The organism is Bradyrhizobium sp. AS23.2 (genome assembly GCF_001908185.1).
In the GTDB taxonomy this organism is placed as follows: Bacteria; Pseudomonadota; Alphaproteobacteria; order Rhizobiales; family Xanthobacteraceae; genus Bradyrhizobium.
Window position 1 is genome coordinate 46,337 of sequence record NZ_LGHM01000080.1, and the last position, 18,854, is coordinate 65,190.

At 65.0% G+C, this 18,854-nt stretch carries 17 protein-coding genes; 5 read left to right on the top strand and 12 right to left on the bottom strand.

All coding sequences use genetic code 11. From position 1 onward, the window contains the following. The first annotated feature begins 3 nt into the window (after positions 1-3). Positions 4-750 carry a 2-amino-5-chloromuconate deaminase CnbZ gene (gene cnbZ, locus AC630_RS17850; RefSeq protein ID WP_074119799.1) on the top strand — a complete coding sequence of 249 codons (747 nt, stop codon included), beginning with the start codon at positions 4-6 and terminating at the stop codon, positions 748-750. 136 nt (positions 751-886) lie between these two features. Here cnbZ and AC630_RS17855 read toward each other — a convergent pair whose 3' ends face one another. From AC630_RS17855 to AC630_RS17910, 12 genes are all read right to left on the bottom strand, one after another. Next, positions 887-1,771 carry an ABC transporter permease gene (locus AC630_RS17855; protein ID WP_074119800.1) on the bottom strand — a complete coding sequence of 295 codons (885 nt, stop codon included), beginning with the start codon at positions 1,769-1,771 and terminating at the stop codon, positions 887-889. Between the two features lie 4 nt (positions 1,772-1,775). After that, positions 1,776-2,717, bottom strand: a complete 942-nt coding sequence (locus AC630_RS17860) for an ABC transporter permease (protein ID WP_074119801.1) — start codon at positions 2,715-2,717, stop codon at positions 1,776-1,778. 10 nt (positions 2,718-2,727) lie between these two features. Next, positions 2,728-4,239 carry an ABC transporter substrate-binding protein gene (locus AC630_RS17865; protein ID WP_074119802.1) on the bottom strand — a complete coding sequence of 504 codons (1,512 nt, stop codon included), beginning with the start codon at positions 4,237-4,239 and terminating at the stop codon, positions 2,728-2,730. A 22-nt stretch (positions 4,240-4,261) separates the two neighbouring features. Continuing rightward, positions 4,262-5,371 carry an ABC transporter ATP-binding protein gene (locus tag AC630_RS17870; protein ID WP_074119803.1) on the bottom strand — a complete coding sequence of 370 codons (1,110 nt, stop codon included), beginning with the start codon at positions 5,369-5,371 and terminating at the stop codon, positions 4,262-4,264. A 175-nt stretch (positions 5,372-5,546) separates the two neighbouring features. Further along, complete coding sequence (locus AC630_RS17875) at positions 5,547-6,536, bottom strand: ABC transporter ATP-binding protein (protein WP_074119804.1); 990 nt, start codon at positions 6,534-6,536, stop codon at positions 5,547-5,549. Next, the gene (locus AC630_RS17880; RefSeq protein ID WP_074119805.1) at positions 6,533-7,243 is read right to left on the bottom strand and encodes a DUF1028 domain-containing protein; all 711 of its coding nucleotides are present in this window, start codon (positions 7,241-7,243) and stop codon (positions 6,533-6,535) included. Before AC630_RS17880 ends, AC630_RS17875 begins: the two co-directional genes overlap by 4 nt. 11 nt (positions 7,244-7,254) lie before the next feature. After that, entirely contained in the window at positions 7,255-9,060 is a 1,806-nt protein-coding gene (locus AC630_RS17885) for a gamma-glutamyltransferase family protein (protein ID WP_074119806.1), read from the bottom strand. Between the two features lie 80 nt (positions 9,061-9,140). Next, complete coding sequence (locus AC630_RS17890) at positions 9,141-10,130, bottom strand: ABC transporter ATP-binding protein (protein ID WP_074119807.1); 990 nt, start codon at positions 10,128-10,130, stop codon at positions 9,141-9,143. Then, positions 10,127-11,113, bottom strand: coding sequence for an ABC transporter ATP-binding protein (locus tag AC630_RS17895; protein WP_074119808.1), 987 nt, complete (start codon positions 11,111-11,113; stop codon positions 10,127-10,129). The genes AC630_RS17890 and AC630_RS17895 overlap by 4 nt, the downstream gene beginning before the upstream one ends. A 13-nt stretch (positions 11,114-11,126) precedes the next feature. Next, positions 11,127-12,089 carry an ABC transporter permease gene (locus AC630_RS17900; RefSeq protein ID WP_074119809.1) on the bottom strand — a complete coding sequence of 321 codons (963 nt, stop codon included), beginning with the start codon at positions 12,087-12,089 and terminating at the stop codon, positions 11,127-11,129. 1 nt (position 12,090) lies between these two features. Continuing rightward, entirely contained in the window at positions 12,091-13,071 is a 981-nt protein-coding gene (locus AC630_RS17905; protein ID WP_074119810.1) for an ABC transporter permease, read from the bottom strand. 102 nt (positions 13,072-13,173) lie between these two features. After that, positions 13,174-14,775 (bottom strand): ABC transporter substrate-binding protein, encoded by a 1,602-nt coding sequence (locus tag AC630_RS17910; protein WP_074119811.1) that lies wholly within the window; start codon positions 14,773-14,775, stop codon positions 13,174-13,176. Positions 14,776-15,158: 383 nt separating this feature from the next. On the opposite strand from AC630_RS17910, the gene AC630_RS17915 reads away from it, so the two are divergent. The 4 genes from AC630_RS17915 to AC630_RS17930 are packed head-to-tail and all read left to right on the top strand — an operon-like array spanning position 15,159 to position 18,819. Beyond that, positions 15,159-15,416 carry a DUF6489 family protein gene (locus AC630_RS17915; protein ID WP_074119812.1) on the top strand — a complete coding sequence of 86 codons (258 nt, stop codon included), beginning with the start codon at positions 15,159-15,161 and terminating at the stop codon, positions 15,414-15,416. Continuing rightward, positions 15,416-16,216: an esterase/lipase family protein gene (locus AC630_RS17920; RefSeq protein ID WP_074119813.1), complete on the top strand. Its 801-nt coding sequence runs from the start codon at positions 15,416-15,418 to the stop codon at positions 16,214-16,216. The genes AC630_RS17915 and AC630_RS17920 overlap by 1 nt, the downstream gene beginning before the upstream one ends. Positions 16,217-16,262: 46 nt before the next feature. Further along, entirely contained in the window at positions 16,263-17,813 is a 1,551-nt protein-coding gene (locus AC630_RS17925) for a WS/DGAT/MGAT family O-acyltransferase (protein WP_074119814.1), read from the top strand. Positions 17,814-17,823: 10 nt separating this feature from the next. Then, on the top strand, positions 17,824-18,819 hold the full coding sequence (locus tag AC630_RS17930; protein ID WP_074119815.1) for an alpha/beta fold hydrolase: 996 nt from the start codon (positions 17,824-17,826) through the stop codon (positions 18,817-18,819). Positions 18,820-18,854: the final 35 nt, after the last annotated feature.

An 18,854-nucleotide genomic window follows, 5' to 3' on the forward strand; every position in this document is an offset into this window, starting at 1 on the left:
GACATGACGCGTGAATTCTCGCTCGGCCATTACCGTTTCATTCCGTCGGTGTTCCAGTATTCGGCCGGCGCGGCCGCGGATGACGGCTATGAGATCGAGCGCGTTCGCTTCGACCGCCTCGTGCCGCTGGCCGAGGGATTTGCGCTCGCGGCGAAGTTCATCCAGGAGGCAGGGCGGCCGCTGACCGCGTTCTGCGCCTGCGAGCTGCGCTCACCGGCGGCCTTCAGCGAAGAGGGCTTTCGCGCGTTCAATCTGCACTACGTGAAGACGCTGTCCGAATGGGGCATCTTCGACGGCACCACCAATCCGGTGGCGCGCAGCAATGTCTGCCCTGAGATCGACCCGCCGTCCGAGCCGTCGTTCTATGCCTTCTCCTTCACGCGCCCGACGCGCTCGACGGCGCCGAGCTTCGTGATCGCCGGCGGTGCCGAAGCACGCGAAGGCAGCGGGACCTATGTCGAGCGCACGGTGCGCTACCGCGACCTCAGCCCGGAAGGGCTACGCGAGAAGGTGCGTTTCACCACCACCTCGCAGATGGAAAGCCGGATGGCGGCCTTCGGCTTCGGCTGGAAGGATACGACCGGCGTGCAGGCCTATTCCGTGCACGACTTCCACCACGCGCTCGTCGACGAGTTGGTCCGCCGCGGGGCGCTGCGATCGGGCCTGACATGGCATTTTGCGCGTCCCCCGGTGGTCGATCTCGAATATGAGATGGATTGCCGCCGCGTGATGCGCGAGACCGTCATTTAGGTCCTCATCCTGAGGAGCGGCCGTCAGGCCACGTCTCGAAGGATCGCCGTGGGCGAGAGCGGGGTCTCATGGTTCTACCGGCGATGCGAAGCGTTGTCCGGAGACGCGCGCGAAGAGCGCGCACCATAAGGGACATCTAGCGCTGGCGCGGGTCGAGCGCGTCGCGCAGGCCGTCGCCGAGCAGGTTCAGCGACAGCACCACGAGGAAGATCGCAAGGCCCGGCCAGATCGCCATCCATGGCGCCTGGGTCAGGAAGCGCTGCGCGGCGTTGAGCATGCTGCCCCAGGACGGAGCCGGTGGCTGCTGGCCGAGGCCGAGGAAGGACAGCGCCGCCTCGGCGATGATGGCGGCCGCGATCGACAGCGTCGCCTGCACCAGAAGCGCGGGCAGGATGTTCGGCAGGATGTGCGAGAATGCGATCCGCCAGGGCGGATTGCCGAGCGCGCGCGCGGCCTCGACATAGTCTTCGGCCTTGACGCTCAGCACCTGGCCGCGGGTCAGGCGGATGAAGATCGGGGTTGCCGAGATGCCGATTGCGATCATGGCATTGCCGAGGCTCGGACCGAGGAACGCCGCCAGCGCAATCGCCAGGATCAGGAACGGGCAGGCCAGCATCGCGTCGGTGATTCGGCTGATCAGCGCATCGGTGAAGCCGCCGCGATAGCCGGCGAGCAAGCCGAGCGGCACGCCGACGCCGAGCGCGATCGCGACCGAGATCAGGCCGGCAAGCAGCGAGGCCCGCGCGCCGTAGACGACACGGCTGAGGATATCGCGTCCCAGTTCGTCGGTGCCGAACCAATGCGCTGCGTTGGGTGGCTTGCGCACCAGGCTCCAGCTCGTTGCGACCGGATCGTAGGGCACGATGATCGGCGCAAGGATTGCAAGAGCGATGAACATCGTGAGAACGACGAGACCGAACACCGCCGCCTTGCGCTTGAACAGGCGCCGACGCGCGCGGCGTGCCGGGCTGTCCAGCTCGTAGGCTTGTATGACGGGTTCCGGCAGCGCGGCATCGCTCATGGATCTAGCCCCGCAGCCGCGGATTGACGAGGATATAGGCGATGTCGGCGACCAGATTCAGCGTGATGTAGACCGTGGCCGTTACCAGCACCACGCCCTGCACGACCGCATAGTCACGGTTGAAGACGGCGTCCACGATCAGCTTGCCGAAGCCGGGAATGGAGAAGATCTGCTCGGTCAGAACCGCGCCTGACAACAGTGTCCCGAGCTCGAGTGCGCCCAGCGTGATGATCGGCGTCAGTGCATTGCGCATGGCGTGCTTGAGGATCACCGAGCGCTCCGAAAGTCCCTTCGCGCGCGCAGTGCGGACGTAGTCGCTTTCCAGCACCTGAAGCATGGCGCTGCGCGTGTGCCGCATCAGGATCGCGGAAATTGCGTTACCGAGCACGAAGGCCGGCATGACGGTGGCGGCGAGGCTCGCGCGCCAGTTCTCGGTGAGCGGTACATAGCCCGAGGCCGGCAACCAGCCGAGCTCGATCGAGAACAGGAAGATCAGCATGATGCCGAGCCAGAAGTTCGGCGTCGAGATACCCCACAGCGCGAACAGATTGGCGCCGTAGTCCCAAGCGGACCCCTTCTTCACGGCGGCGACGATGCCGGCGGGAATGCCGATCAGAAATGCGATCACGATCGCCATCAAGCCGAGCTGGAGCGTCACCGGCAGCTTCTGTGCGATCAGCTCGCGCACCGGCATCTTGTTGCGCAGCGACTCGCCGAAATCGCCGGCCAGTACGCCCTTGATCCAGTAAGCGTACTGCACGGGGACGGGCTGATCGAGCCGGTATTGGTGCCGGATCTGCTCGATCACGGCCGGATCGCGCTCTTCGCCCGCCATCACCAGCGCCGGATCGCCTGGCAGCAATTGCTGGAGCGAGAAGATCAGCACCGAGACGAAGAACAGTGTCGGTACGATCTGCGCAAGACGGCGGGCGAGGAAGTTCAGCATCCTCTGATCGTCACTTCAGCTTGAGGCCGATGACGCGCACGAGGCCGTCGGGCATCTGCTTGTAGCCTTCGAGCTTGGTGGTGTGCGCGATGATGATGCGGCGGTGATAGAGATAGAGGAGCGGCTCCTCATCCTGGACCAGCTTCGCCAGCGTTTCGTAGATGGCCTTGCGCTTGGCGGGGTCGGTGACGAGCCGCGCGTCATCGAGGGCCTTGTCGGCCTGGGCGTTGTTCCAGGCGCTGTAGTTCTGCGGGGCGTTGCTGCGCAGGAAGACATAGCTATTGCCATCGGGATCGACACGGCCGCTCCAGCCGAGCATATAGGCCTGATAGTCGCCGGCCTCGGCCTGCTTGAGCCCGGTCGCGAATTCGGTGACGCGGATCTTCATGTCGAACCCGGCTTCCGCGGCCATCGACTGAATCACTTGCGCCGGCGTCTCCGTCTCAGCGCCCTTCGGCACCAGGAAATCGACGCTGACCGGCGGCGTCACGCCGACCTCCTTCAGCAGCGCCTTGGCCTTGTCGACGTTGCGGCCGCGGACCGGAAGGGACTTCTGGTAGTAGGGATGATCAGGATTGACCCATTGATTGCCGGGCTGGAACTCGCCGTTGAACACGACCTGATTGATCGCTTCCCGGTCGATGGCAAGGTCGAGTGCCTGCCGCACCTTGGCGGATTGGCTGAGCGGCCCCTTGGCTTTGTCCTTGCCGATATTGAGCGTGATGCCCTGATAGCCGAGCTCGATGGCGGTGGCGACCTTCAGCCGTGAATCCGCGCGCACTTCCTTGAGGTCAGTGGCGAGCACGCGCTCGATCAAATCAAGGCCGCCGGATTTCAGGTTCGCCAGCCGCACGGTGGCGTCGACGATGGGCTGGAACACGATGCGATCGATGAAGACGTTGTCCTTGTTCCAATAGTCGGCGAACTTCTCGAAAACGATACGGTCCTGCTGCACGCGCTCGACAAATTTGTAGGGACCGGCGCACACCGGGCGCAGGCCGAACTTGTCGCCGGCTTCCTTCGCCGCCTTCGGCGACATCATCATGCCGGCGCGGTCGGTGAGCTGGGCGAGCAGCGGCGAGAACGGCGACTTAAGCACCAGCTTGATGGTCAGGGGATCGACCACCTCAATGTGGTCGACCGAGGCCAGCTCCGGCTTGCGGAACGAGCCGGGGAAGGTCAGATGGCGCTCCAGCGAGAATTTGGCGGCTTCCGCATCGAACGGCTCGCCATCGTGGAATTTCACGCCGGGGCGGAGCTTGATGACGAGGCCTTTGCCGTCATCGTCTGTCTCGCTCGACAGGGCGAGCTGCGGCACGATGTTAAGCTTCTCGTCGATGTCGAACAGCTTGTCGCAGAACGCGGAGAAAACGATGCGGCCGACATAGGTGCGCGCCATGGAGGGATCGAGGATGTCGGGGTCTTCGGCGAGGCCGATGCGCAGCGTGGTCTGGGCCTGCGCGGCTACGGCAAGTGACAGCAGGAAAGCGGCGGACGTTGCGGCCAGGCGAAACATCTTCATCGGACAGTCCCCATTGCTTCGGCTACGTCGTCGTAGGCGTTGCACTCTGTATACCAACCCCGGCCTGCCCCGCGCCTTCCGTCTTTCGGCTGAAGGCTGCGACTAGTTTTGCCAGTGCCGGAGTGAACCCGCCCGCTGCGGGCAGGATGGCGTCGGCCGAGGGTAGCTCGCCCACGCGATGACAGGCGGTGGCGTGGCCTGCGGCGTCGGCCAGCAGCTCCGGCACCTCGGTGCGGCAGCGATCGACCACGAAGGGGCAGCGGGTGTGGAAGCGACAGCCGGCCGGCGGATTGAGCGCGCTCGGGATCTCGCCTTCCAGCATGACTCTCGCTCGCTTGGCGTGAGGCTGCGGCAGGGGGATCGCGGACAACAGGGCGCGGCTATAGGGATGGCGGGGTTGGGCGAACAGCGCGTCCGCGTCCGCCTCTTCGACGATACAGCCGAGATTCATCACGGCGACGCGGTCGGCGATGTGCTTGACCACCGCGAGGTCATGCGAGACGAAGATATAGGCCAGTCCCAGCCGGTCCTGGAGCTCGCGCAGCAGATTGAGGATCTGCGAGCGAATCGAGACGTCGAGCGCCGAGACCGGCTCGTCGCAGATGATCAGTTTCGGCTCGACAGCGAGTGCGCGGGCAATGGCGATGCGCTGACGCTGGCCGCCGGAGAACTCGTGCGGATAACGCCGCGCGAGCCGCGGCTCGAGGCCCACCAGACGCAGCAGCTCCTCGACGCGCTCGCGCCGTCGCGCCGCCGGCACGAGATCGTGCAGCGCCAGCGGTTCGGTCAGGATCTGGCCGACGGTCATGCGCGGATTGAGGGAGCCGTAAGGGTCCTGGAAGATGATCTGTGCCTCACGGCGAAAGGCCCGCAAATCGTCGGCGTCGAGGGCGAGGAGGTCGCGGCCGTCGAACCGCACCGTACCCGCGTCCGGCTCGATAAGCCGCAGTACGAGGCGGCTGACGGTGGATTTGCCGCAGCCGGATTCGCCGACCAGAGCGAGCGTCTTGCCGGCTTCCAGCGAGAAGGAAACGCCGTCGACCGCTCTGACATGTGCCAGCGCCCGGCCGAACAGCGAGCGCTCGGCGACGAAATGCTTGACCAGGCCTTCGACCTCGAGGAGAGCGGTCATCGTCTCTGCCCTCCACGACGACCGATCTCGTGTCCTGGGCGCGGCGCAACGCGAAGTGTTGCGACGCCGAACCGGGACCCAGATCGTCGACACATGGGCCCCGGTTCGGCAGCGCACCACCGCGCTTCGCCTGTGCTGCGCTGCGCCCGGGGCACGCGTGGAGAGAGCACCGCCATCACGACACCAGGCGTTCGAGCGGCGCGCGGATGCAGCGCGAGAGATGGCTGGGGGTGACTTCGACGAGCGGCGGCGGCGCCCTGGTGCAGGCGTCCAGCACGAACGGGCATCGCGCGGCGAAGCGGCAGCCGGCGGGCGGCTGCGCCATGTTCGGCACCATGCCTTCGATCGTCGCGAGCTGCTCGGTGTGATGGTCGAGCCGCGGGATCGAGCCGAGCAGGCCGACAGTGTAGGGGTGTTGCGGCGCCGAGAACAATTCGTCCACCGGCGCGCGCTCAACGATTTCGCCGGCATACATCACCGCGACCTCGTCACAGACTTCGGCGACCACGCCGAGGTCGTGGGTGATCAGGATGATCGCCGCGCCGCTCGCGGCCTTCAGCTCGCGCATCAGCTCCAGTATCTGCGCCTGCAGGGTGACATCGAGCGCAGTGGTCGGCTCGTCCGCGATAAGGAGCTGTGGATCGCAAGCGAGCGCCATCGCAATCATCACGCGCTGGCGCATGCCGCCGGAGAGCTTGTGCGGATATTCATCGATCCGCCGCTCTGGCGAGGGGATGTGAACGCGCCGCAGCAGCTCGACTGCCCGCTCGCGCGCGCTACGCCGCGAGCCACCGCGATGGCGCAAGATCGTCTCGATGATCTGGTCGCCGATGGTGAAGCTCGGGTTGAGCGAGGTCATTGGCTCCTGAAAAATCATCGCGAGCCGGTTTCCGCGGAGGTCGCGCAGGGTCTGGTCCGGCGTCCGCAGCAGATCGAGGCCGTCGAAGCGGATCGCGCCTGATATTTCTGCGCTTTGTTTCGGCAGCAATCCCATGATCGCCAGTGACGTGACGCTCTTGCCGCAGCCGGATTCGCCGACGAGGCCGAGCGTCGCGCCGTTGGCGACGCTGAGATCGACACTGTCGACGGCGTGGGTGATGCGGCCGTCGTCACCGTGAAAGCGGATACGAAGATCCCTGATCTCGATGAGAGGGCTCACGCTCATGATCGTGCTGCACGTGCTGCGGCGACCCTGGCGTCGATGACGCTGCGATCGGTGTTGCCGGCCGGGTTCTGCCGGGTCGGCAGGGAGGCACGGAAGTGGACCCAGAGCTCCTGGCTCACTTGCTCCAGCCGTTCGAGCTCGCCGAGCGGGTCGGGATGATCATCGGCACGCAAGTCCAGCGCCGCCCATTCCTCCTCGCCGTGGATCAGGAGTGCGGCGGACTGCTTGCCGCGCTTGTCACCACCGGCAGCCTCGCCCGCGCGCATGGCGGCGAGCAGGCGGCGCGGGAAGGGCAGGCTGTCATTAGCAATGTAGGTTCTTGCGGTCTCGTCGAGCACGCCGGCGCCGGCAAGCATGTTGCCGGCGACCGAGAAGCTGCTGCCTGCGACGTGCCCGCACCAGTCGACGCAGTCGCGACCGGTATGCGCGGCGATCTCGCCGCTCGCGTCCATGATGTGGAGCTGCCGGCTCTCGCGGCCGTCGTCGGTCGCGAGCAGCGTGGACAGCACGTCATGCGCGTTCAGGCCCTCGCGCAAGAGTCTGACGCCGTCGATGCCGTAGTAGGGATTGACGAAGGCCTGCGTCGCGATGGCGCCAAGACCGGCTGCGATGTAAGGCACGCGCGCCCCGACCGCGAAGAAGCGGGTCGCAACGGCGATGCCGAACTGGCCGGTGGCAGGATCTCGCGCGATGATCGACCAGGTCATGTCGTTGTCCGTCAGCGCCCTGCTGCGTAGCCCTGCATGCCGCGTGGATTGGCAGCGGCGCGCCGTCGCACACCCACGCGCGAGGCCGCGGTGAGACGGCCCTCGGACCAGTCCGGACCGACCTCCACGATATGCCCGCGCTCGCGCAAATTCTCGATGGTCGCCTTCGGCACGCGGTTCTCGACCACCAGGACGCCGGGGCGTGCGGTGCGCGGCCAGAACGAGATCGGGAAATGCTCGGAGTGCCAGGCCGGCGCGTCGATGGCTTCCTGAAGGTTGAGGTTGCAATGGACGTGGCGCAGGAAGAACTGCGTGATCCATTGATCCTGCTGGTCGCCGCCGGGTGAACCCCAGGCAAGGTACGGCTCACCGTCGCGCAGCGCCATGGTTGGCGAGAGCGTGGTGCGCGGCCGCTTGCCCGGCGCCAGCGCGGCGGGATGGTCTTCCTCCAGCCAGAACATCTGCGCGCGGCTGCCGAGGCAGAAGCCGAGCTCGGGAATGATCGGAGAGGATTGCAGCCAGCCGCCCGACGGCGTCGAGGACACCATGTTGCCGGCCTTGTCGATGATGTCGAAATGCACGGTGTCGCCGCGGACTTCGCCGAAGCGGCCCACCGTGGGCTCGCCGGCGCCGAGCGCGCCGACCGCCTCGCGTTGCCCTTCGGCACGGCGCAACTTGACCACGCCGCCAAAGCCCTCGACCGAGCCCGGCAGGAAATCGAGCGAAGCCTTGTCGGTGACGAGCTTGCGGCGCTCGTCGTTATAGGCGTCCGACAGCAGCGTTGCGATCGGGATCTCGCTGAACTTTGGATCCCCGTAGAATTTCTCGCGATCGGCGAATGCGAGCTTGGCGCATTCGATCTGGAGGTGGATGAATTCCGGCCCGGTCGGATCGAGCCCGTCGAGCGCAAAGCCCTTCAGGAGCGCGAGCTGCTGGAGCGTCACCGGACCCTGGCTCCAGACGCCGGCCTTGCAGACGGTGTAGCGGCCATAGTCGTAGGTGAGGGGCGCTTCGATCGTCGGCTGCCAGCGCGCCATGTCGTCAGCAGAGAGGAGGCCACGGTGCGGCGAGCCGCTGACGTCCATCACTTCCTGGGTCCGGCAGAACTTGTCGATGGCTTCAGCGACGAAACCTTGCGACCAGGCTTTTCGCGCGCGCTCGATCTCGGCGTCGCGGCCACCGCCGCCGCTTTCAGCCTCGCTGAGAATGCGGGCGTAGGTCGCGGCCAGCGTCTTGTTGGTGAAGAGCGTGCCGGGCTTCGGCACCTCGCCGTTGGGCAGGTAGACCGCGGCCGAGGTCGGCCAGTGCTTGCGGAACAATTGCTCGACGGTCTGGATCGTGGCGCAGGCGCGCTCGACCAGCGGATAGCCGTCGCGTGCGTAGGAGATCGCGGGCTCCAGCACGTCGCGCACGCGCATCGTGCCGTAGTCGCGGAGCAGCATCATCCAGGACTCGAAGGTGCCGGGAACGCAGGCGGCAAGCAGGCCGGTGCCGGGCACCATGTCGAGGCCTTCGCTTTTGTAGTGCGCGATGGTGGCGCGCGCCGGTGCCGGGCCCTGCCCGCAGATCACCTCGGTGCGGCCGCGCTTCACGTCATGCACGATGATGGGCACGTCGCCGCCAGGACCATTCAGATGCGGCTCGACCACCTGAAGCGTGAAGGCGGTGGCGACGCCGGCATCGAAGGCGTTGCCGCCCTTTTCCAGGATGGCCATGCCGACGGCGGTTGCGATCCAGTGCGTGGTGGCGACGACCCCGAACGTGCCTTCGATCTCGGGGCGCGTCGTGAAGGGATCGGGATTGATCTTGCTGGCCATGGGTTACCTCATTTGCGGCGCGCGCAATTGATCACAGGCTAAGCCGCCGCCAAATGCGCAGGCCGCATGGCACGCGCGCGTCACGCCGGTACCGGCGCGGTGTTAACCGCGTGGCAGGCGACGCCGTCGATCAGTTCCGGGGTCTCCTTGCGGCAGAGGTCGAACGCGAGCGGGCAGCGCGGATTGAAAGCGCAGCCGGAGGGCGGATTGATCGGGTTCGGGATCTCGCCCTTGACCGGAATACGCTGGCGGCCGCTCATGGCCAGATCAGGCACGGCGCCGAGCAGCATCTTGGTGTAGGGCATGCGTGGGCGGGCGAACAATTCGCGTCCTTCCGCGATCTCGACGATGCGGCCGAGATACATCACACCGACACGGCTCGCCATGTGACGGACCACGGCGAGGTTGTGGCTGATGAACATGTAGGTCAGGCCGAACTTGTCCTGGAGGTCGCGCATCAGGTTCAGGATCTGCGCCTGCACGGAGACGTCGAGCGCGGAGGTCGGCTCGTCGCAGACGATGAATTCCGCGTCAGAGGCGAGCGCCCGGGCGATCGCGATGCGCTGGCGCTGGCCGCCGGAGAATTCGTGCGGAAACTTCAGCCGGTCGTCGGGATGCAGGCCGACGAGAGTGAGCAACTCGCCGATCCGCGCCTGGATGTCGCGCTCGCCCTGCATCAGGTCGAAGGCGCGGATCGGTTCGGAGATGATGGCATCGACCCGGAAGCGCGGGTTCAGGCTCGCATAAGGGTCCTGAAAGATCATCTGGATGCGGCGACGCAGCTTTCGCCGCGCCGGCGCCTGCCGCGGATCGGTCATGGAGACGCCGTCGATCAGGACATCGCCGGAACTGGGTGGCAAGAGGCCGACGACCATCCGCGCCACGGTCGTCTTGCCCGACCCGGACTCGCCGACGAGCGCAAAGGTCTCGCCCTTCCTGATGTCGAAGGTGACGCCGTCGACCGCCCTAAGATATTCGAGGTGCCCGCCTTCGAGGACGCGGTTGAGCCAGGGTTTCGAGACGTCGAAGACGCGGCGCAGATTTGTGGCTTGGACGAACGGGGCGCTCATGCCGCGCTCTCCGCCGGCACGCTGTCATAGAGATGGCACGCAACCGACTGTGCGCCGCGCGCCAACGGCTCCGGCCGCTCCACCCGGCAGCGGTCGAACGCGAACGCGCAGCGCGGATTGAACGAGCAGCCGCGCGGGATCGCCGAGAGCCGCGGCATGGAGCCGGGGATCTGCACGAGGCGCTTGTCGTCGCCGGCAAGCGTCGGGATCGCGCCCATCAGGCCCTTGGCATAGGGATGCAAGGGATTCTTCACGACGTCCTGCACGGGACCGATCTCGGCGACGCGGCCGGCATACATCACCGCGACGCGATCCGAGGTTTCCGCGATCACGCCCATGTCGTGCGTCACCAGCATCACGGCTGTGCCGTGGTCGCGCCCGAGCCGCTTGATCAGCGAGATGATTTGCGCCTGCACGGAGACGTCGAGCGCGGTGGTCGGCTCGTCCGCGATGATCAGTTCCGGCTCGGCGCAGATCGCCAGCGCAATTACCACGCGCTGGCGCATGCCGCCGGAGAATTCGTGGGGATAGCCGTCGATGCGTTTTTCGGGTGCGGGAATGCCGACTTCGGCCAGCAGGTCGATGGCGCGGCGGCGGGCCGCCTGTTCGGACAGATTGAGGTGGGTTCGGATCGTCTCCACGATCTGGTCGCCGATCCGGTACAGCGGATTGAGCGAGGTGAGGGGATCCTGGAAGATCATGCCGATGCGCTTGCCGCGCACCCGGCGCATTTCCTCGGGCGGTAGATTGTCGATGCGCCGGCCCGCGAGATAAATCTCGCCGCCGGCGATGCGGCCCGGCGGGTCGATCAGGCCGATCACCGAGAGGCCGGTGACGGACTTGCCGGCGCCGGATTCGCCGACCACGCCGAGCACCTCGCCCTTGGCGATGTCGAAGGAGACGCCGTCGATGGCGCGCAGCGTGCCGCGGCGGGAGGCGAACTCGACCTGAAGATTGCGGACGGAGAGAACGGGTTCGGTCATGGGCGCGGCGTACTCATCGGAGCTTCGGGTTGAGCGCGTCGCGCAGCCAGTCGCCGAGCAGGTTGATCGACAGGATCAGCGCGGCGAGCGCGAACCCGGGGAAGGCCACGATCCACCATTCGCCGGCGAACAGGTAGTTGTTGCCGATGCGGATCAGCGTGCCGAGCGAGGGCATGGTCTCGGGCATGCCCGAACCGAGGAAGGACAGCGTCGCCTCGGTGATGATGGCGAGCGCGAGATTGATGGTGGCGATGACGAGGATCGGTCCCATCGTATTCGGCAGCACGTGGCGCAGCATGATCACGGGGGCGGGCAGGCCGATCAATTGCGCGGCGGCGACATAGTCCTTGTTCTTTTCGACCATCACCGAGCCGCGCACCGTGCGGGCATATTGCACCCAAAAACTCAGGCCGATGGCGAATACCAGCACGCCCAGCATGCTCATCTCGTCGAGCTTGTTGCCGAGCACCGATTTGGCGATGCCGTTGATCAGAAGCGCAATCAGGATCGCCGGGAAGGAGAGCTGCACGTCGGCGATCCGCATGATCAGCCCGTCGACGGCGCCGCCGAAATAACCGGCCGTCAGCCCGAGCAGGATGCCGAGCGCGCCGGAGAAGACCACGCCGAGCACGCCGACGAGAAGCGAGATGCGCATGCCATAGAGGATCGCGGATAGCACGTCGCGGCCCTGCTCGTCGGTGCCGAGCAGGAACGGACTTTGGCCGTCCGCGGTCCAGAGCGGCGAGATGCGCGAATTCATCAGCTGAAGCTGCGCCGGATCGAACGGATTTTGCACCGAAAGCACCGAGGCGAAGATCGCGAGCAGGAAGAACAGCAGCGTGACCGCGGCGGCGATCATCGTGATCCTGGAGCGACGAAAAGAGTAGAGCAGGTCGCTGTCGAGCACGCGCCTGAACCAGCCTGGTGCGGCGGCGGTGCGCTTCTCGGCACTGTGTGGAACAACGGCCTCGCTCATCTCAGTGCGCCCGGCTGACCGTCGAACGCAGACGCGGATCGACGATGGTGTAGAGGATATCCACCACGAAATTGATGGTGACGAAGATCAGTGACACCATCATCAGATAGGCCGCCATGATCGGGATATCGACGTTCTGAACGGCCTGCACGAACAGGAGCCCCATTCCCGGCCACTGGAACACGGTCTCGGTGATGATCGCAAATGCAATTACCGAGCCAAATTGCAGGCCAGCGACGGTGATGACGGGAACCAGCGTGTTGCGCAGCGCGTGGCCGAAATGGATTGCCCGTGTGGTCAGGCCCCGGGCACGGGCGAAGCGGATGTAGTCGGTGCGCATGACTTCCAGCATCTCCGCGCGCACCAGCCGCATGATCAGCGTCATCTGGAACAGGCCGAGTGTGATCGAAGGCATGATCAGCGCCTTCAGCCCTGAAAGCGTCAGCAGGCCTGTCGTCCACCAGCCGATACGCACGACCTCGCCGCGTCCGAACGAGGGCAGCCAGCCGAGCGTCACCGAGAACAGGTAGATCAGGAGAATGCCGATCAGGAAGGTCGGCAGCGAAATGCCGATCAGCGAGATCGCCTGGAATAAATGCGCGAGCCAGGTGTCGCGGCGAAGCGCCGAATAGACCCCCATCAGGATGCCGAACACCATCGCAAAGATGGTCGCGCAGATCGCCAGCTCCAGCGTCGCTGGCATCCGCTCCATCAGGAGGTTAGTGACTGGCTGCCGGAACTGGTAGGAGGTGCCGAACCGGAAACGCGCCGCGTTGTTGATGTAGCGCCCGAACTGCACGATGACCGGATCGTCGAGGCCGAGCGTCTTGCGGATCGCCTCGCGCTCCGCGCCGGAGGTGTCGATCGACACCATCTGGCTCACGGGGTCGCCGGCGAAGCGGAACATCGAGAACGCGATGATCCCGACGGCGACCATGACGCCGACAGCCTGGATTGCCCGGCGAAGCGTGAAAGCGAGCATCTCTTCCTTTTACATCTCTTCAGGAGCGCGCGCATCGTCGCGCCGCCCTAAACGGCAAATCCCGGAAGCCGAGGCTCCCGGGACGTCACGACTTCTCGACACCTACTCGCCCTCTTTGGTCGCCCAATAGAGCAGAACCTGGTTGTCCGCGCGCTGGGCCAGTTTGACCTTTTTCGAGACGCCCCAGGCCAGCGCCTGCTGATGCAGCGGGATGTAGGCCCAATCCTTGTTCCCGAGCTCGAAAGCCTGCTTGATCAGCTGGTTGCGTTTGGCGGTGTCGGTCTCGACCAGGATCTTGTCGGCGAGCTCGTCGAACTGCTTGTTGCAGTATCCGGCAACGTTGCTCTCGCCGCGGTTGGGATCTTTGGGGTCGTCGCGGCAGCCCATGATGTCGTGCAGCACGTTCTGGGCGTCCATCGTTCCCGGGGTCCAGCCGAGCATGTAGAAGGAAGACTTGTAGCCGCCGGGTTTCAGGATCTTGGCGAAATACAGCGCCTTCGGCTGGGCGAGCAGGGTGACCTTGACGCCGATGCGGGCGAGCATGCCGACCACCGCCTGACAGATCGCAGCGTCGTTGACGTAGCGATCGTTCGGGCAGTCCATCGTCACTTCAAAGCCGTCGGGGTAGCCGGCCTCGGTCAGCAGCTTCTTGGCGCCGTCGGGATCGGCTTTCGGCCGCGTGAACTCCTTCGACAGCAAGAACAGTTCCGGCGCGACCATCAGCGGCGAGGGCGTCGAGAGGCCGCGCATGACGCGGGTCTTGATCAGCTCGGCGTCGATCGCCTTGTAGAAGGCCTCGCGGACGCGGATGTCCTTGAAAGGGTTCTTGCCCTTGACGTTCGAGTAGAGAAGCTCGTCGCGTGCCTGGTCCATGCCGATGAAGATCGTGCGCAGCTCGGGCCCGGTCAGCACGGTGGCATTGGGGCTGGCATTGACGCGCTGGATGTCCTGGATCGGCACCGGCTCGATCACGTCGACCTCGCCGGACAGCAGCGCGGCGACGCGCGTTGCATCGGAGGCGATCGGGGTGAAGATGATCTCCTTGAGATTATGCTCTGGCTTTCGCCACCAGTTCGGGTTCGCCTTGAAAACGGTCTTCACGCCCGGCTGATGGCTCTCGATCGAGAACGGACCGGTGCCGTTGGCATGGAGCGAGGCGTAGCTCGGCGTCGTGGCAGCGACCGGCGTCGGCGGCACCGCGTTGTTCGCCTCCGCCCATTTCTTGTCCATGATGTACCAGGTATCCCATTGGTTGATCAGAATGGGATTGGGCGAGGTCAGGATGAAATCGACGGTGTAGTCGTCGATCTTGACGACCTTGGCGTCGGCCGGGACACGGGTCAGAAGATTTGAGCCGGTGGCGCGGACGCGGTCGGCGCAGAACAGGACATCATCGGCGGTGAAGGGGTCGCCATTCTGGAATTTGACGTTCTTGCGCAAATGAAAGCGCCAGCGGGTCGGTTCCGGGTTCTCCCAACTCTCAGCCAGAGCCGGGATGATCTTCAGGTTCCTGTCACGCTCGACCAGACCCTCATAGACCTGACCAAGATGCGCGTGGGTCGTGCTTTCATTGAGCGTATAGGGATCGAGTGACTTGAGCTCACCCTGGTTCGCATAGCGCAGCGTCTGGCTCGACGCCGGCGTGACTGTCAACGCAAGCATACCGGCGAGCGTCGCCGCAAACAGACTTCGTCCGACTGACATCCTTGACCCTCTCCACTCTGCCGCGCTGGTGATTTTTTGATTGTTCGGCGGGCGGCCCAATCCATGTTGCCCAGAGTTATCGACCCGTGCAAGCGCCATTCCAGCAAGGAACGCGCCAAGTTGCGCCGCTGTGCAGCAATGCTGACCGACAAATTTGGGGCGAAAGGCTCACGGGTGATATTCGACTTTGGGCCTGTGAAGCCTCCGGTGCGGGGAGAGAGATAATCCCGACCGTCGGCGTAGCGGCCATCCGCGCTAGTTAGATTGACCATACCTGCCGATCGCGGAAGCCGGAGCCCGGTCGCCTCCCTCAGGTCGCTTGCGTTGTACACCGTGTCGCGGCGATACTGCGACAGGCCGCTCGAATCTCATCTGGAGGGGACATGAAAGTTAACATCGAAATTGACTGTACTCCCCTCGAAGCCCGCCAGTTCTTTGGTTTGCCTGACGTGGCACCGATGCAGACCGCGGTGATGGACAAGCTGCAGCAGCAGGTCTTAAGCAACATCGAGAAGATCTCGCCGGAATCGCTGATCCAGAGCTGGTTCACCTTCGATCCGAAGCTCGCCGAGCGGTTTCAGGACATGTTCGTCGCGATGGCCGGCCTCGGCGGCACGCGCAGCGGCGACAAGAAGAAATAATGCCATCGGGGCCGGACGGATCGCAGGCGTCAGGCCAGCTTCGTCCGCCGGGTCTCGGCCTGCTGCTCGCCGAGGCCCGTGGGCTGTTCGAACTCAATGCGAGCCTGCTGCTGTCGCCCGTCCTGATGCGCGCGCCCAGGGGCGATGGCCATCCAGTGCTGGCGCTGCCGGGCTTTCTTGCCAGCGATCTCTCGATGGGGCCGATGCGACGCTATCTGAGCGAACTCGGCTATGATGCGCAGGCTTGGCGGATGGGCCGCAACCTCGGTGGGTTGGCGCGGATGCGGGAGGCCTTGCATGCCCGTCTCGCCGAGATCCATGCCGCGACCGGGCGCAAGGTCAGTCTGGTCGGCTGGAGCCTTGGCGGCGTCTATGCCCGCGATCTCGCGCTTCAGTCGCCCGAGATGGTCCGCTACGTCGTCACGCTCGGCAGCCCTTTCGCCAACGATGTGCGGGCGACCAACGCCACGCGGCTCTACGAGGCCCTGTCTGGCGAGAGGGTCGAGGATCTTGCCGAAGTTCGCGAGGCGATCGCCGGTGATCTGCCGGTGCCGGCGACGTCGATCTATTCGCGTGCCGACGGTATCGTGAACTGGCGGACCTGCCTGTTACGTCCCTCCGACCGTGCCGAGAACATCGAGGTGTACCTGGCGAGCCATGTCGGGCTCGGCGTGAACCCCGCGGCGCTGTGGGCGGTGGCGGACCGCCTGGCGCAGCCGGAGGGTGAGTTCTGGCCGTTTGACCGGGCAGGGCCGTTTGCCATTGCATATGCCCCGCCCGAACAGGCAGTATCGGCCTGACGAGAAGTGCCGGCCAAGGCGCCCGTCGATACGAGCGGAGGGAACCATGGCTGACGGGAAGAAGCTGTCGTCGCTGGACGCGTCGTTTCTCTATCTGGAAACGCCGGAAATGCCGATGCATGTCGGCAGCATGGCGATCTTTCGCCTCCCCGACGACTACAAGGGCGACTTCTTCGAAGACTTCAAGGCGATGATTGTCTCGCGCCTGCACATCGCGCCGATCCTGAAAGCCCGGCTGGAGAAGGCGCCGCTCGACATCGACCATCCCTCCTGGGTCGAGGACGACCAGTTCGACATCGACCGTCACATCTTCCGTGCCAGCCTGCCGCAGCCGCGCGACCGCGCCACGCTCGAGCGCATCGTCGGCTGGATGCATGCCAAGCTCTTGAATCGCGCTCGCCCATTGTGGGAATTCTATGTGTTCGAGGGCATGAAGGACAACGAGGTCGGGCTCTATTCCAAGATGCACCATGCCGCCATCGACGGCGGCGCCGGTGCGGCGCTGACCAGCATGATCTACGACATCTCCCCGATCCCGCGGCAGGTCGATCCGCCGGTCGGTGGTGCCAAGCCCGGACAGGAGCTGCGCGACATCGCGGCGAACTTGCTCGATTCCTATCAGCAACTCTTCAGCCAGCCGCTCGACGCTTCGGCCGCCGCGAAGAACCTGCAACTGCCGCGCACCGGCAAGAGCGACATCGGCTCGATCCTGTTTGACAATGCGATGTACCAGATCGAGAGCGCGGTGCGCTTCGCCGGCAACATCCCGACCGTGCTCAAGAGCGTGTCCGACGTTCTCGGCAAGGTCTCCGATCCGAGGTCGCGGGAAAGCCTCGCCAGCATGGTGTCACCGCCGACGATGCTCAACAAGACGATCTCGTCGGAGCGGAGCTTTGCTGGCGTATCGATCTCGCTGTCGCGATCCAAGGCGCTGGCGAAGCAGGCTGGCGGCAAGCTCAACGACGTGGTGCTGGCGCTCGCCTCGGGCGTGGTCCGGCGCTACCTTCAGCAATATGGTTCGCTGCCGGCGAAATCGCTGACCGCAGCGGTGCCGATCTCGTTGCGCGAGGAGGGCAACACCGAAGCCAACAATCAGGTGTTCGGCATGATCTGCGCGATCGCGACCAACATCGAGGACCCCAAGGCACGTCTGGAAGCCATCATCGCGCAATCGGCCAAGTCCAAGGAGATGTCGCATCCATTGCGTGCCTTGATGCCGCAGGTTTCCAATATCTCGATGCTGGGCGCGCCGATCATGGTCCAGATACTGGCCTTGCTCTACAGCCGCTCCAACCTGTCGGACGTGCTGCCGCCGGCCGCCAACATCACGGTGTCCAACGTGCCGGGGCCGCGGCAGACGCTCTATGCGGCGGGCGCCGAACTGCTGCATATCTTCCCGGTGTCGATCTCGACGCACGGGCAGGCGCTCAACATCACCGTGCAGAGCTATCGCGACCAGCTCGATTTCGGTTTCATCGTCGGCGCCAACATCATTCCGCACGTGCAGGTGATGTGCGACATGCTGCCGGAGGAGTTTGCCGCGCTGGAAGCAGCCTACGCGCCGCCGGCGGCCGATATCAAGGGCGCGGCTGAATAGGACAGTTGCAATGATCCAAATGCCGCCGCTCAAGTTCGTCGAGACGAACGGAATCCGCATGGGCTACTACGAAGCAGGTCCGGTGACGGACAAACCGCCCATGGTGCTTTGCCATGGCTGGCCGGAGCTCGCCTTTTCCTGGCGCCACCAGATCAAGGCGCTGAGCGAGGCCGGTATCCGGGTGATCGCGCCGGACCAGCGCGGCTACGGCGCGACGGACCGGCCGGAGCCGGTCGAGGCTTATGACATCGAGCAATTGACCGTCGATCTCGTCGGCCTGCTCGATCATCTCCAAATCGACAAGGCGATCTTCGTCGGCCACGACTGGGGCGGCTTCATCGTCTGGCAGATGCCGCTGCGTCACATCGGCCGCGTCGCCGGCGTGGTCGGTATCAATACCCCTCATACCAACCGCGCCTGGGCCGATCCGATCGAACTGTTGCGCAAGCGCTTCGGCGACAAGATGTACATCGTGCAGTTTCAGGATTCTGCGCGCGAGCCAGACAGGATCTTCGGCAGCCGGGTCGAGCAGACCTTCGACGCCTTCATGCGCAAGCCGGCGCCACGCGCACCCGATGCGCCCGAGGAGGAGGTTGTCGCTGGCGTCGGCGCTTCGCCGCGGCTGAACCTGGCGTTTCCGCAGATGATCGCCGCCTATGATGCGAAGCACGACCCCCGAACGCCGATCCTGTCGGCGGAGGAGAAGAAGGTGTTCGTCGATGCCTTCACACGGACCGGCTTCACCGGGGGCATCAACTGGTACCGCAACATGTCGCGTAACTGGGTGCGCTCCGAAGGGCTCGACCACACCGTGCGGGTGCCGTCGCTGATGATCATGGCCGAGAACGACGCGGTGCTGCCGCCGTCCTCCGCCGACGGCATGGAGAAGCTGATTCCTGACCTGGAGAAGTACCTGGTGAAGGACAGCGGCCATTGGACGCAGCAGGAGAAGCCGGAAGAGGTCAGCGCCAAACTGATCGAATGGCGTAGAAGGCGGTTTGGATAACGACGCGGTCGTCAGTGTAGTTGGCAACGTCGTTC

Coding starts and splice junctions, on each gene's coding strand:
- cnbZ (WP_074119799.1), top strand. CDS start 4: ATGACGCGTGAATTCTCGCTCGGCCATTACCGTTTCATTCCGTCGGTG.
- AC630_RS17855 (WP_074119800.1), bottom strand. CDS start 1,771: ATGAGCGATGCCGCGCTGCCGGAACCCGTCATACAAGCCTACGAGCTG.
- AC630_RS17860 (WP_074119801.1), bottom strand. CDS start 2,717: ATGCTGAACTTCCTCGCCCGCCGTCTTGCGCAGATCGTACCGACACTG.
- AC630_RS17865 (WP_074119802.1), bottom strand. CDS start 4,239: ATGAAGATGTTTCGCCTGGCCGCAACGTCCGCCGCTTTCCTGCTGTCA.
- AC630_RS17870 (WP_074119803.1), bottom strand. CDS start 5,371: ATGACCGCTCTCCTCGAGGTCGAAGGCCTGGTCAAGCATTTCGTCGCC.
- AC630_RS17875 (WP_074119804.1), bottom strand. CDS start 6,536: ATGAGCGTGAGCCCTCTCATCGAGATCAGGGATCTTCGTATCCGCTTT.
- AC630_RS17880 (WP_074119805.1), bottom strand. CDS start 7,243: ATGACCTGGTCGATCATCGCGCGAGATCCTGCCACCGGCCAGTTCGGC.
- AC630_RS17885 (WP_074119806.1), bottom strand. CDS start 9,060: ATGGCCAGCAAGATCAATCCCGATCCCTTCACGACGCGCCCCGAGATC.
- AC630_RS17890 (WP_074119807.1), bottom strand. CDS start 10,130: ATGAGCGCCCCGTTCGTCCAAGCCACAAATCTGCGCCGCGTCTTCGAC.
- AC630_RS17895 (WP_074119808.1), bottom strand. CDS start 11,113: ATGACCGAACCCGTTCTCTCCGTCCGCAATCTTCAGGTCGAGTTCGCC.
- AC630_RS17900 (WP_074119809.1), bottom strand. CDS start 12,089: ATGAGCGAGGCCGTTGTTCCACACAGTGCCGAGAAGCGCACCGCCGCC.
- AC630_RS17905 (WP_074119810.1), bottom strand. CDS start 13,071: ATGCTCGCTTTCACGCTTCGCCGGGCAATCCAGGCTGTCGGCGTCATG.
- AC630_RS17910 (WP_074119811.1), bottom strand. CDS start 14,775: ATGTCAGTCGGACGAAGTCTGTTTGCGGCGACGCTCGCCGGTATGCTT.
- AC630_RS17915 (WP_074119812.1), top strand. CDS start 15,159: ATGAAAGTTAACATCGAAATTGACTGTACTCCCCTCGAAGCCCGCCAG.
- AC630_RS17920 (WP_074119813.1), top strand. CDS start 15,416: ATGCCATCGGGGCCGGACGGATCGCAGGCGTCAGGCCAGCTTCGTCCG.
- AC630_RS17925 (WP_074119814.1), top strand. CDS start 16,263: ATGGCTGACGGGAAGAAGCTGTCGTCGCTGGACGCGTCGTTTCTCTAT.
- AC630_RS17930 (WP_074119815.1), top strand. CDS start 17,824: ATGATCCAAATGCCGCCGCTCAAGTTCGTCGAGACGAACGGAATCCGC.